Annotated in this window: 11 protein-coding genes and 1 pseudogene; all 12 read left to right on the top strand. The window is 72.1% G+C overall.

Annotated elements, in window-relative coordinates; translation table 11 throughout:
- Positions 1-129 precede the first annotated feature (129 nt).
- Positions 130-1,320, top strand: a pseudogene (locus MHW47_RS21755) (DUF5941 domain-containing protein); the annotation flags it as partial.
- The gene (locus MHW47_RS21750; RefSeq protein ID WP_239225466.1) at positions 1,317-2,054 is read left to right on the top strand and encodes a sugar phosphate nucleotidyltransferase; all 738 of its coding nucleotides are present in this window, start codon (positions 1,317-1,319) and stop codon (positions 2,052-2,054) included. The pseudogene MHW47_RS21755 and the gene MHW47_RS21750, both read left to right, overlap by 4 nt.
- Positions 2,042-3,103: an iron-containing alcohol dehydrogenase family protein gene (locus MHW47_RS21745; RefSeq protein WP_239225465.1), complete on the top strand. Its 1,062-nt coding sequence runs from the start codon at positions 2,042-2,044 to the stop codon at positions 3,101-3,103. The genes MHW47_RS21750 and MHW47_RS21745 overlap by 13 nt, the downstream gene beginning before the upstream one ends.
- The gene (locus MHW47_RS21740) at positions 3,081-3,860 is read left to right on the top strand and encodes a CDP-alcohol phosphatidyltransferase family protein (protein WP_239225464.1); all 780 of its coding nucleotides are present in this window, start codon (positions 3,081-3,083) and stop codon (positions 3,858-3,860) included. The genes MHW47_RS21745 and MHW47_RS21740 overlap by 23 nt, the downstream gene beginning before the upstream one ends.
- A gap of 8 nt (positions 3,861-3,868) precedes the next feature.
- The gene (locus MHW47_RS21735) at positions 3,869-4,741 is read left to right on the top strand and encodes a glycosyltransferase family 2 protein (protein WP_239225467.1); all 873 of its coding nucleotides are present in this window, start codon (positions 3,869-3,871) and stop codon (positions 4,739-4,741) included.
- A gap of 106 nt (positions 4,742-4,847) precedes the next feature.
- Positions 4,848-5,777, top strand: a complete 930-nt coding sequence (locus tag MHW47_RS21730; RefSeq protein WP_239225463.1) for an ABC transporter permease — start codon at positions 4,848-4,850, stop codon at positions 5,775-5,777.
- Positions 5,770-6,555, top strand: coding sequence for an ABC transporter ATP-binding protein (locus tag MHW47_RS21725; protein ID WP_239225462.1), 786 nt, complete (start codon positions 5,770-5,772; stop codon positions 6,553-6,555). Before MHW47_RS21730 ends, MHW47_RS21725 begins: the two co-directional genes overlap by 8 nt.
- A 438-nt stretch (positions 6,556-6,993) precedes the next feature.
- Positions 6,994-7,914, top strand: a complete 921-nt coding sequence (gene hpnC, locus MHW47_RS21720; protein ID WP_239225461.1) for a squalene synthase HpnC — start codon at positions 6,994-6,996, stop codon at positions 7,912-7,914.
- A gap of 29 nt (positions 7,915-7,943) precedes the next feature.
- The gene (gene hpnD, locus MHW47_RS21715) at positions 7,944-8,864 is read left to right on the top strand and encodes a presqualene diphosphate synthase HpnD (protein WP_239225460.1); all 921 of its coding nucleotides are present in this window, start codon (positions 7,944-7,946) and stop codon (positions 8,862-8,864) included.
- A gap of 134 nt (positions 8,865-8,998) precedes the next feature.
- The gene (gene hpnE / locus MHW47_RS21710; protein WP_239225459.1) at positions 8,999-10,387 is read left to right on the top strand and encodes a hydroxysqualene dehydroxylase HpnE; all 1,389 of its coding nucleotides are present in this window, start codon (positions 8,999-9,001) and stop codon (positions 10,385-10,387) included.
- The gene (locus MHW47_RS21705; RefSeq protein WP_239225458.1) at positions 10,384-11,484 is read left to right on the top strand and encodes a polyprenyl synthetase family protein; all 1,101 of its coding nucleotides are present in this window, start codon (positions 10,384-10,386) and stop codon (positions 11,482-11,484) included. Before hpnE ends, MHW47_RS21705 begins: the two co-directional genes overlap by 4 nt.
- Positions 11,485-11,591: 107 nt before the next feature.
- Positions 11,592-13,595 carry a squalene--hopene cyclase gene (gene shc, locus MHW47_RS21700; protein WP_239225457.1) on the top strand — a complete coding sequence of 668 codons (2,004 nt, stop codon included), beginning with the start codon at positions 11,592-11,594 and terminating at the stop codon, positions 13,593-13,595.
- Positions 13,596-13,700: the final 105 nt, after the last annotated feature.

The raw sequence follows: 13,700 nt of genomic DNA, 5'->3' as shown, positions 1-13,700 counted from the left end.
AAGACGTAAGGGAGCAGCTGGAGTTCGCCGAAGACGGCATCGCGGCAAGTCCGGCCGAGCGCACCGACCCGAAGCACCACCGGATGGTCAACGAACTGCGGAGCAGGGAACTCCTCGCGGATGTCATACCTGCTCACCGCGCTCATAGCGGCCGGCTGCGCGGCCACCGGAACCCGGGGCGGTTACATCGCGGCGGGCGTCCTGCTCCTGTTCTCCTTCGTCCTGGACTGCACCGACGGGCAGCTCGCCCGCTACTCCCTGCAGTACTCCACGATGGGCGCCTGGCTGGACGCCACCTTCGACCGGGCCAAGGAGTACGCCTACTACGCGGGCCTCGCCCTGGGCGCCGCCCGCAACGGCGACGACGTCTGGGCGCTGGCGCTCGGCGCGATGGTCCTCCAGTCCTGCCGCCACATCATCGACTTCTCGTTCAACGAGGCCAACCACGACGCGGTGGCCAACTCCAGCCCCACCGCCGCCCTCTCCGACAAGCTCGACAGCGTCGGCTGGACGGTGTGGCTGCGGCGCATGATCGTCCTCCCGATCGGCGAGCGCTGGGCCATGATCGCCATGCTCACCGCCGTCACCACGCCCCGCGTCGTCTTCTACGCCCTGCTCGTCGGCTGCGCCTTCGCCGCCTGCTACACCACCGCCGGCCGCCTCCTGCGCTCCCTGACCCGCAGGGCCCGGCGCACCGACCGCGCCGCCCAGGCGCTCGCCGACCTCGCCGACACCGGGCCCCTCGCCGGACTGATCGCCGCCCGCGGCCCCCGCCTCCCCGGCGCCTGGACGGCCCCGGTGCTCGCCCTCGTCGGCGCCGGAGCGCTGATCGCCGCCGCACTCCAGCAGCCCTTCGGCAGCCGCCAGGTGATCATCGCCGCCGCCTTCTACGCGGTCTGCTCCGGCCTCGCCGTCGCCCGGCCGCTCAAGGGCGCCCTGGACTGGCTCGTGCCCCCGTTCTTCCGCGCCGCCGAGTACTGCACGATCCTCGTCCTGGCCGCCCGTAGCGAGGTGGACGGGGCCCTTCCCGCGGCCTTCGGGCTGGTCGCGGCCGTCGCCTACCATCACTACGACACGGTCTACCGCATCCGTGGCGGCACCGGCGCCCCGCCCCGGTGGCTGGTGCGCACGATCGGCGGACACGAGGGCCGGACCCTGATCGTGGCCGTGCTCGCCGCCCTCCTCACCGGAGCCTCCGGCTTCGCCACGGCGCTCACCGTGCTCGCCGCGGCCGTCGCCCTGATCGTGCTGGTGGAATCCGTCCGCTTCTGGGTGTCCTCCGGGGCGCCCGCCGTTCACGACGAAGGAGAAGCCGCATGATCGGTCTCGTACTGGCCGCGGGCGCGGGACGGCGCCTGCGCCCCTACACCGACACGCTGCCCAAGGCGCTCGTGCCGGTGGACGGCGACACGACGATCCTCGACCTCACGCTGGCCAACTTCGCCGAGATCGGACTCACCGAGGCCGCGATCGTCGTCGGCTACCGCAAGGAGGCCGTCTACGACCGCAAGGAGGCGCTGGAGGCCGCGTACGGCCTGAAGCTGACCCTGGTGGACAACGACAAGGCCGAGGAGTGGAACAACGCCTACTCGCTGTGGTGCGCCCGTGAGGTGCTCAAGCGCGGCGTCCTCCTCGCCAACGGCGACACCGTCCACCCGGTCTCCGTGGAGAAGACCCTGCTGGCCGCCCGCGGCGACGGCAAGAAGATCATCCTCGCCCTCGACACGGTGAAGTCCCTCGCCGACGAGGAGATGAAGGTCGTCGTGGAGGACGGCAACGGCATGCGCCGGATCACCAAGCTGATGGACCCGGCCGAGGCGACCGGCGAGTACATCGGCCTCACGCTCATCGAGGCCGAGGCCGCCGAGGAACTGGCCGACGCCCTCAAGGCCACCTTCGAGCGCGACCCGGACCTCTACTACGAAGACGGCTACCAGGAACTCGTCAACCGGGGCGTCACCGTGGACGTCGCCCCCATCGGTGACGTGAGCTGGGTCGAGATCGACAACCACGACGACCTGGCCAGGGGCAGGGAGATCGCGTGCCGGTACTGACCCGCCTCATTCCGTCCCCGGTCTTCGTCGACATCAGCCGGGGGGCCATGCACGACCTGGCCGGCCTCCTCGCCGACCAGCGGATCTCGGCCTCCGGCAAGCTGGCGATCGCGATCAGCGGCGGCTCCGGCCTGGCCCTGCGCGAGAAGCTGGCCCCGGCCCTGCCCGGCGCCGACTGGTACTGCGTCGCCGGCGGCAACATCGACGCCGCCGTCCAGCTCGCCGACGACATCAAGGGCAAGCGCTACGACGCCGTGGTCGGCCTCGGCGGCGGCAAGATCATCGACGTGGCGAAGTACGCCGCCGCGCGGGTCGGCCTGCCGCTCGTCTCGGTCGCCACCAACCTGGCGCACGACGGCCTGTGCTCGCCCGTCGCCACCCTGGACAACGACAACGGCCGGGGCTCCTACGGCGTCCCCATGCCCATCGCCATGGTGATCGACCTGTCGGTGATCCGGGCCGCCCCGGACCGCTTCGTACGGTCCGGCATCGGCGACGCGATCTCCAACATCTCCGCCATCGCCGACTGGGAGCTCTCGCACCAGGTCAACGGCGAACAGATCGACGGACTCGCCGCCGCCATGGCCCGCACCGCCGGCGAAGCCGTCCTGCGCCACCCCGGCAACGTCGCCGACGACGAGTTCCTCACCGTCCTCGCCGAGTCGCTGGTGCTCTCCGGCATCGCCATCTCGATCAGCGGCGACACCCGGCCCTCGTCCGGCGCCTGCCACGAGATCAGCCACGCCTTCGACCTGCTCTTCCCCAAGCGGGCCGCCAGCCACGGCGAGCAGGTCGGCCTCGGGGCCGCCTTCGCCATGCACCTGCGCGGCGCCGTGGACGAGTCGGGACTCTTCGCCGAGGTGCTGCGCAGGCACGGCCTGCCGGTCACCCCCGAGGAGATCGGCTTCACCGCCGACGAGTTCGTCCAGGCCGTCGAGTACGCGCCCCAGACCCGTCCGGGACGCTTCACGGTCCTGGAACACCTCAGCCTCTCCAACGATCAGATCAGGGACGCGTACGCCGACTATGCCAAGACCATCAGTAGCTGAACTCCGCCCCGTCGTTCACCCGCCGGGGGTCAAGGACCGGCGCAGCGGGGAACACTGGGCGGGCCGGATATACATGCGCGAGATCTCGCTGCGCATCGACCGGTACCTGGTGAACACCAGGGTCACGCCCAACCAGCTGACCTACCTGATGACCGTCGCCGGTGTGCTCGCCGCCCCGGCGCTGCTCGTGCCCGGTGTCTGGGGCGCGGTGCTCGGCGTCGTCATGGTGCAGCTGTACCTGCTGCTCGACTGCGTGGACGGCGAGGTCGCGCGCTGGAAGAAGCAGTTCTCGCTCGGCGGCGTCTACCTGGACCGGGTCGGCGCCTACCTGTGCGACGCCGCCGTCCTCGTCGGCTTCGGCCTGCGCGCCGCCGACCTGTGGGGCCCCGGCCGCATCGACTGGCTGTGGGCGTTCCTCGGCACGCTCGCCGCCCTCGGCGCGATCCTGATCAAGGCGGAGACGGACCTCGTCGGCGTCGCGCGCCACCAGGGCGGGCTGCCGCCGGTCAAGGAGTCCGCGTCCGAGCCGCGCTCCTCCGGCATGGCGTTCGCCCGCCGGGCCGCCGGCGCGCTCAAGTTCCACCGGCTCATCCTGTGCGTCGAGGCGTCGCTGGTCATCCTGGTCGCGGCCGTCCTGGACGCGGTGCGGGACGACTTCTTCTTCAGCCGTCTCGCGGTCGCGGTCCTGGCGGGCATCGCCCTGCTGCAGACCCTGCTGCACCTCGTGTCGGTCCTGGCATCGAGCAGGCTGAAGTGAGCACACCCATGAAACTCGGCGCGGTCATCATCACCATGGGCAACCGCCCGGCCGAACTGCGCGCCCTGCTCGACTCGGTGGCCGCCCAGAAGGGCGACCGGATCGAGGTGGTCGTCGTCGGCAACGGCTCGCCCGTCCCCGACGTCCCGCCGGGCGTGCGCACCGTCGAGCTGCCCGAGAACCTGGGCATCCCCGGCGGCCGGAACGTGGGCATCGAGGCGTTCGGGCCCTCCGGCGCCGACGTGGACGCGCTCCTCTTCCTCGACGACGACGGGCTGCTGCCCCTCACCGACACCGCGGAGCTGTGCCGGCAGGCCTTCGAGGAGGACCCCCGGCTCGGCATCATCAGCTTCCGCATCGCGGACCCGGAGACCGGCGTCACCCAGCGCCGGCACGTGCCGAGGCTGCGCGCCGCCGATCCGATGCGCTCGTCCCGCGTGACGACGTTCCTCGGCGGCGCCAACGCGGTGCGCACCCGGGTGCTGGCCGAGGTGGGCCCGCTGCCCGGCGACTTCTTCTACGCCCACGAGGAGACGGACCTGGCCTGGCGGGCGCTGGACGCCGGCTGGCTGATCGACTACCGCGCGGACATGGTGCTCCACCACCCCACGACGGCCCCGTCCCGCCATGCCGTCTACCACCGCATGGTGGCCCGCAACCGGGTCTGGCTGGCCCGGCGCAACCTCCCCGCGCCGCTCGTCCCGGTCTACCTCGGGGTGTGGATGCTGCTGACGCTGCTGCGCCGGCCGTCCGGCGAGGCGCTCAAGGCCTGGTTCGGCGGCTTCCGGGAGGGCTGGCGCACCCCGTGCGGACCCCGCCGCCCGATGAAGTGGCGTACGGTGTGGCGACTGACCAGGCTGGGCCGCCCTCCGGTCATCTGAGAGGCTCCCCTCTGGGAGCATGAGGCGTATTTTTCTTGTCGGGACCTGTCCGCCCTGAGCCGCGCCCGCGACTGGCTGCGCATTTTGAATACGAGAGTTTCTTCTGGTGAGTGACACAACCCACGGCGGCGCGGTTGCCCTGAGCAGCCCGCCATCGGCCGACGACGGTCTGAGCCCGGCGGAGCTGGCCGCGAAGTACGGCCTGGCGGTCAGCGGTGCCCGCCCCGGACTCCGCGAGTACGTGCGCCAGCTCCAGGGGCGACGCCATTTCATCCTGGCGTTCTCCCGGGCCAAGCTGACCGCCCAGTACAGCCAGGCGAAGCTGGGCCAGCTGTGGCAGGTGGCGACCCCGCTCCTGAACGCCGCGGTCTACTTCCTCATCTTCGGACTGATCCTCGGCACGAGGAAGGGCATCCCGCAGGAGGTCTTCATCCCGTTCCTGGTGACCGGGGTGTTCGTCTTCACCTTCACCCAGAGTTCCGTGATGGCCGGCGTGCGGGCCATCTCCGGCAACCTGGGCCTGGTCAGGGCACTGCACTTCCCCCGCGCCGCGCTGCCCATCTCCTTCTCGCTCCAGCAGCTCCAGCAGTTGCTGTACTCGATGATCGTGCTCGTCGCGGTCACGGTGGGCTTCGGCAGCTACCCCCGGCTGTCCTGGCTGCTGGTGATCCCGGCCCTGGCGATGCAGTTCTTCTTCAACACCGGACTGGCGCTCGCCATGGCCAGGATGGGGGCCAAGACCCCCGACCTGGCGCAGCTGATGCCGTTCATCATGCGGACCTGGATGTACGCGTCCGGCGTCATGTTCTCCATCCCGGTGATGCTCGCCGACCGGCCGGCCTGGATCACCGACGTGCTCCAGTACAACCCGGCGGCCATCTACATGGACCTGGTCAGGTTCGCCCTGATCGACGGATACGGCTCCGAGAACCTGCCCGACCACGTCTGGGCTGCCGCCCTGGCCTGGTCCGTCGTGGTGGGCATCGCGGGCTTCGTGTACTTCTGGAAGGCAGAGGAACGGTACGGCCGTGGCTGACGACACCAACGGGGGGCGCGTCCCCACCGTGATCGCCGACGACGTGCACATCGTCTACCGGGTCAACGGCGGCGGCGGTGGCAAGGGCAGCGCCACCGCGGCCCTGAGCCGCATCCTGCGCCGCGAGAAGGGCGAGGAGCGCGGTGTGCGCAAGGTGCACGCCGTGCGCGGCGTCACCTTCACCGCCTACCGGGGCGAGGCGATCGGCCTCATCGGCACGAACGGCTCCGGCAAGTCCACCCTGCTCCGGGCCATCGCCGGGCTGCTGCCGACCGAGAGCGGCAACGTCTACACGGACGGCCAGCCCTCGCTGCTCGGCGTCAACGCGGCGCTGATGAGCGACCTGACCGGCGAGCGCAACGTGGTGCTCGGCGGTCTCGCGATGGGCATGAGCCGCGAGGAGATCCGCGAGCGCTACGAGGAGATCGTCGAGTTCTCGGGCATCAACGAGAAGGGCGACTTCATCACGCTGCCCATGCGCACGTACTCCTCCGGCATGGCGGCCCGGCTGCGCTTCTCCATCGCCGCCGCCAAGAACCACGACGTCCTCATGATCGACGAGGCACTGGCCACCGGTGACCGCAAGTTCCAGATCCGCTCCGAGGCGCGGATCAGGGAGCTGCGCAAGGAGGCCGGCACCGTCTTCCTGGTGAGCCACAGCAACAAGTCGATCCGGGACACCTGCAACCGGGTGCTGTGGCTGGAGAAGGGCGAGCTGCTGATGGACGGCCCGACCGAGGAGGTCCTGCGGGCCTACGAGCGGGAGACCGGCAAGTAGCGCCTCGCGCCACACACCGGGCGGCCTCCGCCGGACCTCTCCGGCGGGGGCCGCGCCATGTCCGCACGGCGGACCGGAGCGCGGGCATCCGCGCCTCGTCGTACGTCGCCCGGCGCGATCTCCTACCGCCGGATGACGTGAACGGGGTCCGGCCGGGGGAGAGTTGACGCGGGCCGCGGGTGCGGCGCCGCAGGGCACGGACCCCGGCGTTCGGATGAACGTTGTACAACGTAAGCTGTACCGGTGCTGATTCGCCGCAAGTGGGGCGATACCGCCCGAGCGGGCGGCCCGGAGCCGTCCCCGGCACTGGGGAGGGCGGGCGGCGTGTCCGGAATGGGGTATTTTGGGTCAGCAGTGTAGAACGGGAGATGTGACGGCTATGACGGAAGATCTCCAGCTCCGAGGTGCTCACGCCGTCCCCGCGCAGGGCGGTCCCCAGTGACCCGTACCCGGCAGACGCGGCCCGACACCGCCGCATCCGGAACCCTCGACAAGGCAGCGCACGAGAACTTTCCGGTCGCCCCCTTCTTCCTGCCGCGCGCCTGGCGCGACGACCTCATGGCCGTCTACGGCTTCGCCCGCCTCGTCGACGACATCGGCGACGGCGACCTCGCACCCGGCGGCGCCGACGCCGTCCACCTCGGCCTCGAACCGGACGGGTCGGACGACCGGCTCGCGATGCTCGACGCGCTGGAGCGCGACCTGCGCCGCGTCTTCGCCGCCACCGGCGAGACCCCGCACCACCCGCTGCTGCGCGCCCTGCGCCCCACCGCCCGCCGCCGCGCGCTGACCCCCGAACCCTTCCTCGGGCTCATCGAGGCCAACCGGCAGGACCAGAAGGTCCGCCGCTACGCCACGTACGAGGAACTCCTCGCCTACTGCGAACTCTCCGCCAACCCGGTCGGCCGCCTGGTCCTCCAGCTCACCGGAACCGCCAGCCCCGAACGGCTGCGCCGCTCCGACGCCGTGTGCACCGGGCTGCAGATCGTCGAGCACCTCCAGGACGTCGCCGAGGACCTCGGCCGCGACCGCGTCTATCTGCCCGCCGCCGACATGGCCCGGTTCCACGTCGGCGAGGCCGACCTCGCCGCACCCACCGCCAACGCGTCGGTGCGCTCCCTGATCGCGTACGAGGCCGAACGCGCCCGTGATCTGCTGAATGAGGGCACCCCTCTGGTGGGTAGCGTCCACGGCAGGCTCCGGCTGCTCCTCGCCGGATTCGTGGGAGGAGGACGTGCCGCCCTCACCGCGATCGCGGCCGCCGGCTTCGACGTACTGCCCGGACCACCCGGACCCACCAAGCCCAGCCTGCTGCGCGAAGTGGGCGTTGTCCTGCGAGAAGCGCGTAGAGAGAGGTGAGCCGGACCGTGGAGGGTCAGACGACCTACATGTCCGCACCGGTACAGGCCGCATACAGTTACTGCGAGGCGGTCACCGGACAGCAGGCGCGTAACTTCGCGTACGGCATCAGGCTGCTGCCGGCCGAGAAGCGGCAGGCCATGTCGGCCCTGTACGCCTTCTCCCGCCGCGTCGACGACATCGGCGACGGCGAACTGGACCCCGAGACCAAGCGCGTCCGCCTGGAGACCACCCGCGCCCTGCTCGACCGCGTCCGGACCGGCGCGGTGGACGAGGACGACACCGACCCGGTGGCCGTCGCCCTCGCCGACGCCGCGCGCCGGTTCCCGCTGCCCCTCGAAGGGCTCGACGAACTCATCGACGGCGTCCTGATGGACGTGCGCGGCGCCGCCTACGAGACCTGGGACGACCTCAAGGTCTACTGCCGGTGCGTCGCGGGCGCCATCGGCCGGCTCAGCCTCGGCGTCTTCGGCACGGAGCCCGGCGCCCCGGGCGCCGAGCGCGCCCCGGAGTACGCCGACACGCTCGGCCTCGCCCTCCAGCTGACGAACATCCTGCGCGACGTCCGCGAGGACGCGGGCAACGGCCGCACCTACCTCCCGGCCGACGACCTCGCCAAGTTCGGCTGCTCCGCCGGTTTCCACCGCGCCACCCCGCCTCCCGGCTCGGACTTCGCGGGCCTCGTCCACTTCGAGGTCCGGCGCGCCCGCGCCCTGTTCGCCGAGGGCTACCGGCTGCTGCCGATGCTCGACCGGCGCAGCGGAGCCTGTGTGGCGGCCATGGCCGGCATCTACCGCAGGCTGCTGGACCGCATCGAGCGCGACCCCGAGGCGGTGCTGCGCGGCCGGGTCTCGCTGCCCGGCCACGAGAAGGCGTACGTCGCGGTGCGCGGCCTGTCCGGATTCGACGCCCGCCACATCTCCCGGCGCACGGCCCGAGGGCGTGTCTGAATGCGTCTCAGGCACATCTCGCGCACCATGTGCATCAAGGATGAACGGAACGGACGGTGGGCAACCCCCGGCCCTGCGGCCGCGTCCCTGACTGAGCAGGCCCGACGGGAAAGCAGCCGCCGAGAGGGGGACTCATGAGTGACGACGCCCCGCGCACGTCCCGCGCGGTCGTGGTGGGCGGCGGGCTCGCCGGCACCACCGCGGCCCTGCGTCTCGCCGACGCCGGGCTTGACGTGACCCTGCTCGAAGGACGGCCCCGGCTCGGCGGACTCGCCTTCTCCTTCCGCCGGGGCGAGCTGACCGTCGACAACGGCCAGCACGTCTACCTGCGTTGCTGCACCGCCTACCGGTGGTTCCTCGACCGCATCGACGGCGCCCGGCTGGCCCCGCTGCAAAACCGTTTGGACGTGCCCGTCCTCGACGTCGGCCGGCCGGCCGGGCCCCGGCTGGGACGGCTGCGCCGCAACGGGCTCCCGGTCCCGCTGCACCTGGCCGCCGGCCTCGCCGGATACCCGCACCTCTCGCTCGCCGAGCGCGCCGGTGTCGCCCGGGCCGCGCTCGCCCTCGGCCGGCTCGACCCGGACGACCCCGCGCTCGACGCCGAGGACTTCGGCAGCTGGCTCACCCGGCACGGCCAGTCGCCCCGCACCATCGAGGCCCTCTGGGACCTGGTCGGCGTCGCCACCCTCAACGCCACCGCCCCCCACGCGTCGCTGGCGCTCGCCGCCAAGGTCTTCAAGACCGGACTGCTCTCCGAACCGGGCGCCGCCGACATCGGCTGGGCCTCCGTACCCCTCGGCGACATCCACGACACCCTGTGCCGCAAGGCCCTGGACTCCGCCGGCGTGCGCACCGAACTGCGCACCAAGGCCACCGCCCTCACCCGCACCGACGAGGGCGGCTGGCTGGTGGACACCGGCGCCGAGCGGATCGAGGCGGACACCGTCGTGCTGGCCGTGCCGCAGCGCGAGACGCACGCCCTGCTGCCCGAGGGTGCGCTCGACGCACCGGACCGGCTCCTGGACATCGGCACCTCGCCGATCCTCAACGTGCACGTCGTCTACGACCGCAAGGTGCTGAAGCGGCCCTTCTTCACCGCGCTCGGCTCGCCCGTCCAGTGGGTCTTCGACCGCACCGAGGCGTCCGGACTCACCGGCCCCGGCCAGTACCTCGCGGTCTCCCAGTCCGCCGCCGGCGAGGAGATCGACCTGCCCGTCGCCGAACTGCGCGCCCGCTACCTCCCCGAGCTGGAACGGCTGCTGCCGGCCGCGCGCGGCGCCGGCATCCGGGACTTCTTCGTCACCCGCGAGCGCACCGCGACCTTCGCACCCGCGCCCGGTGTCGGCCGGCTGCGTCCCGGCACCCTCACCCGCGCACCCGGTCTCTTCCTGGCCGGTGCCTGGACCGCCACCGGCTGGCCCGCCACGATGGAGGGTGCGGTCCGCAGCGGTGCGGGTGCCGCGGACGCCGCGCTCCTGGCGCTCGGCCGCCCCCAAGAACATCCGCTGCAGGAGGCGGCATGAGCAGTACCACCGGAACAAGAGGAGAGTCAGTGACCCCGGCGAATCCGGCTTCCGACACCGTGGACACCACGGACGTCATCGCGCTTCTGGAGCGCGGACGGGCCCTTTCCGCGCCGGTGCTCCGGGCCGCCGTCGACCGGCTCGCACCGCCCATGGACACCGTGGCCGCCTATCACTTCGGCTGGATCGACGCCCAGGGCAGGCCCGCCGACGGCGACGGCGGCAAGGCCGTCCGCCCCGCGCTGGCCCTGCTGTCCGCCGAGGCGGCCGGTGCCGCGCCCGAGGCCGGGGTGCCCGGCGCGGTCGCGGTCGAACTCGTGCACAACTTCTCGCTGCTGCACGACGACCTGATGGACGGCGACGAGCAGCGGCGCCACCGCGACACCGTGTGGAAGGTGCACGGCCCCGCGCAGGCGATCCTGGTCGGCGACGCCCTGTTCGCCCTGGCCAACGAGGTCCTGCTGGAACTGGGCACCGTGGAGGCGCTGCGGGCGGCCCGGCGGCTGACCGTCGCGACCCGCAAACTCATCGACGGCCAGGCCCAGGACATCTCCTACGAGCACCGCGAGCGCGTCACGGTCGAGGAGTGCCTGGAGATGGAGGGCAACAAGACCGGCGCCCTGCTCGCCTGCGCCTGCTCCATCGGCGCGGTGCTCGGCGGCGCCGACGACCGCACCGCCGACGCCCTGGAGGCGTACGGCCACCACCTCGGGCTCGCCTTCCAGGCGGTCGACGACCTGCTCGGCATCTGGGGCGACCCCGAGTCCACCGGCAAGCAGACGTGGAGCGATCTGCGGCAGCGCAAGAAGTCCCTGCCGGTCGTCGCCGCGCTCGCCGCCGGCGGACCGGCCTCCGAGCGGCTCGGTGAACTGCTCGCCGCCGACGCCAAGAGCAGCGACTTCGACAGCTTCTCCGAGGAGGAGTTCGCCGCCCGCGCGGCGCTCATCGAGGAGGCGGGCGGCCGCGAGTGGACCGCCCAGGAGGCGCGTCGTCAGCATGCGGTCGCCATAGAGGTGCTGCACGGTGTCGACATGCCGGAAACCGTGCGGGCGCAGCTCACGGCGCTCGCGGACTTCGTCGTCGTACGAAAGAGATGATCACCATCTGGTCCATATGAACGCGCAGTCGCCGGCCGGCGCCCGCACGGGCGCCGGCCGACGGAGACCCCAGCACAGCAGAGGACCAACTGCACGAAGGGGAAGCCATGACAGCGACGACCGACGGAAGCACCGGGGCCGTTGATCCCCGCGCAGCCTCGGCCAGCACGATCACCACTCAACCAACGATCGCCGCGGACGCCGCCCTGGCCGCCGCGCGGCGGGCCGCGGAACGCTCCGTGGAGCACATCCTCGGCAGGCAGGACGAGCAGGGCTGGTGGAAGGGCGACCTCGCCACCAACGTCACCATGGACGCCGAGGACCTCCTGCTCCGGCAGTTCCTCGGCATCCAGGACCCCGCCACGCTCGAGGCGGCCGCCGGCTTCATCCGGGGCGAACAGCTCGGCGACGGAACCTGGGCGACCTTCCACGGCGGCCCCGCCGACCTCTCCACCACCATCGAGGCGTACGTCGCGCTGCGGCTGGCGGGCGACCGGCCGGAGGACCCCCACATGCGCCGGGCCGCCGGCTGGGTCCGCGACCAGGGCGGCATCGCCGCGAGCCGCGTCTTCACCCGCATCTGGCTGGCCCTCTTCGGCTGGTGGAAGTGGGACGACCTGCCGGAACTCCCGCCCGAGCTGATGTTCTTCCCCAAGTGGGTTCCGCTCAACATCTACGACTTCGGCTGCTGGGCCCGCCAGACCATCGTGCCGCTCACCATCGTCTCCGCGAAGCGGCCGGTGCGGCCCGCCCCCTTCGCCCTGGACGAGCTGCACACCGACCCCGACCGCCCGAACCCGCCCAAACGCCCCGCACCGGTGGGGAGTTGGGATGGCCTCTTCCAGCGCCTCGACAAGGCGCTGCACGTCTACCACCGGTTCGCGCCGCGCCCGCTGCGCCGGGTCGCGATGAACATCGCCGCCCGCTGGATCATCGAGCGCCAGGAGAACGACGGCTGCTGGGGAGGCATCCAGCCGCCCGCCGTCTACTCCGTCATCGCCCTGCACCTGCTCGGCTACGACCTCGACCACCCGGTGATGCGGGCCGGCCTGGAGTCGCTCGACCGCTTCGCCGTGTGGCGCGAGGACGGCACCCGGATGATCGAGGCGTGCCAGTCGCCGGTCTGGGACACCTGCCTGGCCACCATCGCCCTCGCCGACGCCGGGGTCGCCCCCGACCACCCCGCGCTCGTCAGGGCGGCCGACTGGATGCTCGCCGAGGAGATCGCCCGGCCCGGCGACTGGTCGGTGCGCCGGCCCGATCTGGAGCCCGGCGGCTGGGCGTTCGAGTTCCACAACGACAACTACCCCGACATCGACGACACCGCGGAGGTGGCCCTCGCCCTGCGCCGGGTCCGCCATCCCGACCCGGACCGGGTGAACGCCGCCATCGAGCGCGGCGTGCGCTGGACCGTGGGCATGCAGTCCCGCAACGGTGCCTGGGGCGCGTTCGACGCGGACAACACCAGCCCCTTCCCCAACCGGCTGCCCTTCTGCGACTTCGGCGAGGTCATCGACCCCCCGTCCGCCGACGTCACCGGACACGTCGTGGAGATGCTCGCCGTCGAGGGCCGGGCCACGGACCCCGTCACCCGGCGCGGCATCGAGTGGCTGCTGTCCGAACAGGACCCCAATGGGGGATGGTTCGGGCGCTGGGGCGTCAACTACGTCTACGGCACCGGGTCCGTGGTCCCCGCGCTGACCGCCGCCGGGCTGCCCGTCTCGCACCCCGCGATCCGGCGCGCGGTCGAGTGGCTGGAGTCCGTACAGAACGACGACGGCGGCTGGGGCGAGGACCTGCGCTCGTACACCGAGGAGAAGTGGATCGGGCAGGGGGCGTCCACCGCATCCCAGACCGCCTGGGCCCTCATCGCCCTGCTCGCCGCCGGCCGCCGGGACACCGTCGCCGTGACCCGCGGCATCACCTGGCTCACCACCACCCAGCAGGAGGACGGCTCCTGGGACGAGCCCTACTTCACCGGGACCGGCTTCCCCTGGGACTTCTCCATCAACTACCACCTCTACCGGCAGGTCTTCCCGCTCACCGCCCTCGGGCGGTACGTGCACGGCGACCCGTTCGCGGGCCGTACCCCCGAGCGCGAGGGGGCCTGATGCGCGAGGGCCCGGGGCCGGCCGGGCCCACCGCCCCCCTGCTGATCGCCTGCGCGCTCGGCATCGAACAGCTCGCCCTGCGCACCGGCCGGGGGGCGGCGGGCG

Origin of the sequence: Streptomyces sp. OfavH-34-F (genome assembly GCF_022347745.1) — a bacterium.
In the GTDB taxonomy this organism is placed as follows: Bacteria; Actinomycetota; Actinomycetes; order Streptomycetales; family Streptomycetaceae; genus Streptomyces.
The sequence above is the reverse complement of the archived record's forward strand: the minus strand, read 5'-3'. Positions and strand labels throughout refer to the sequence as shown.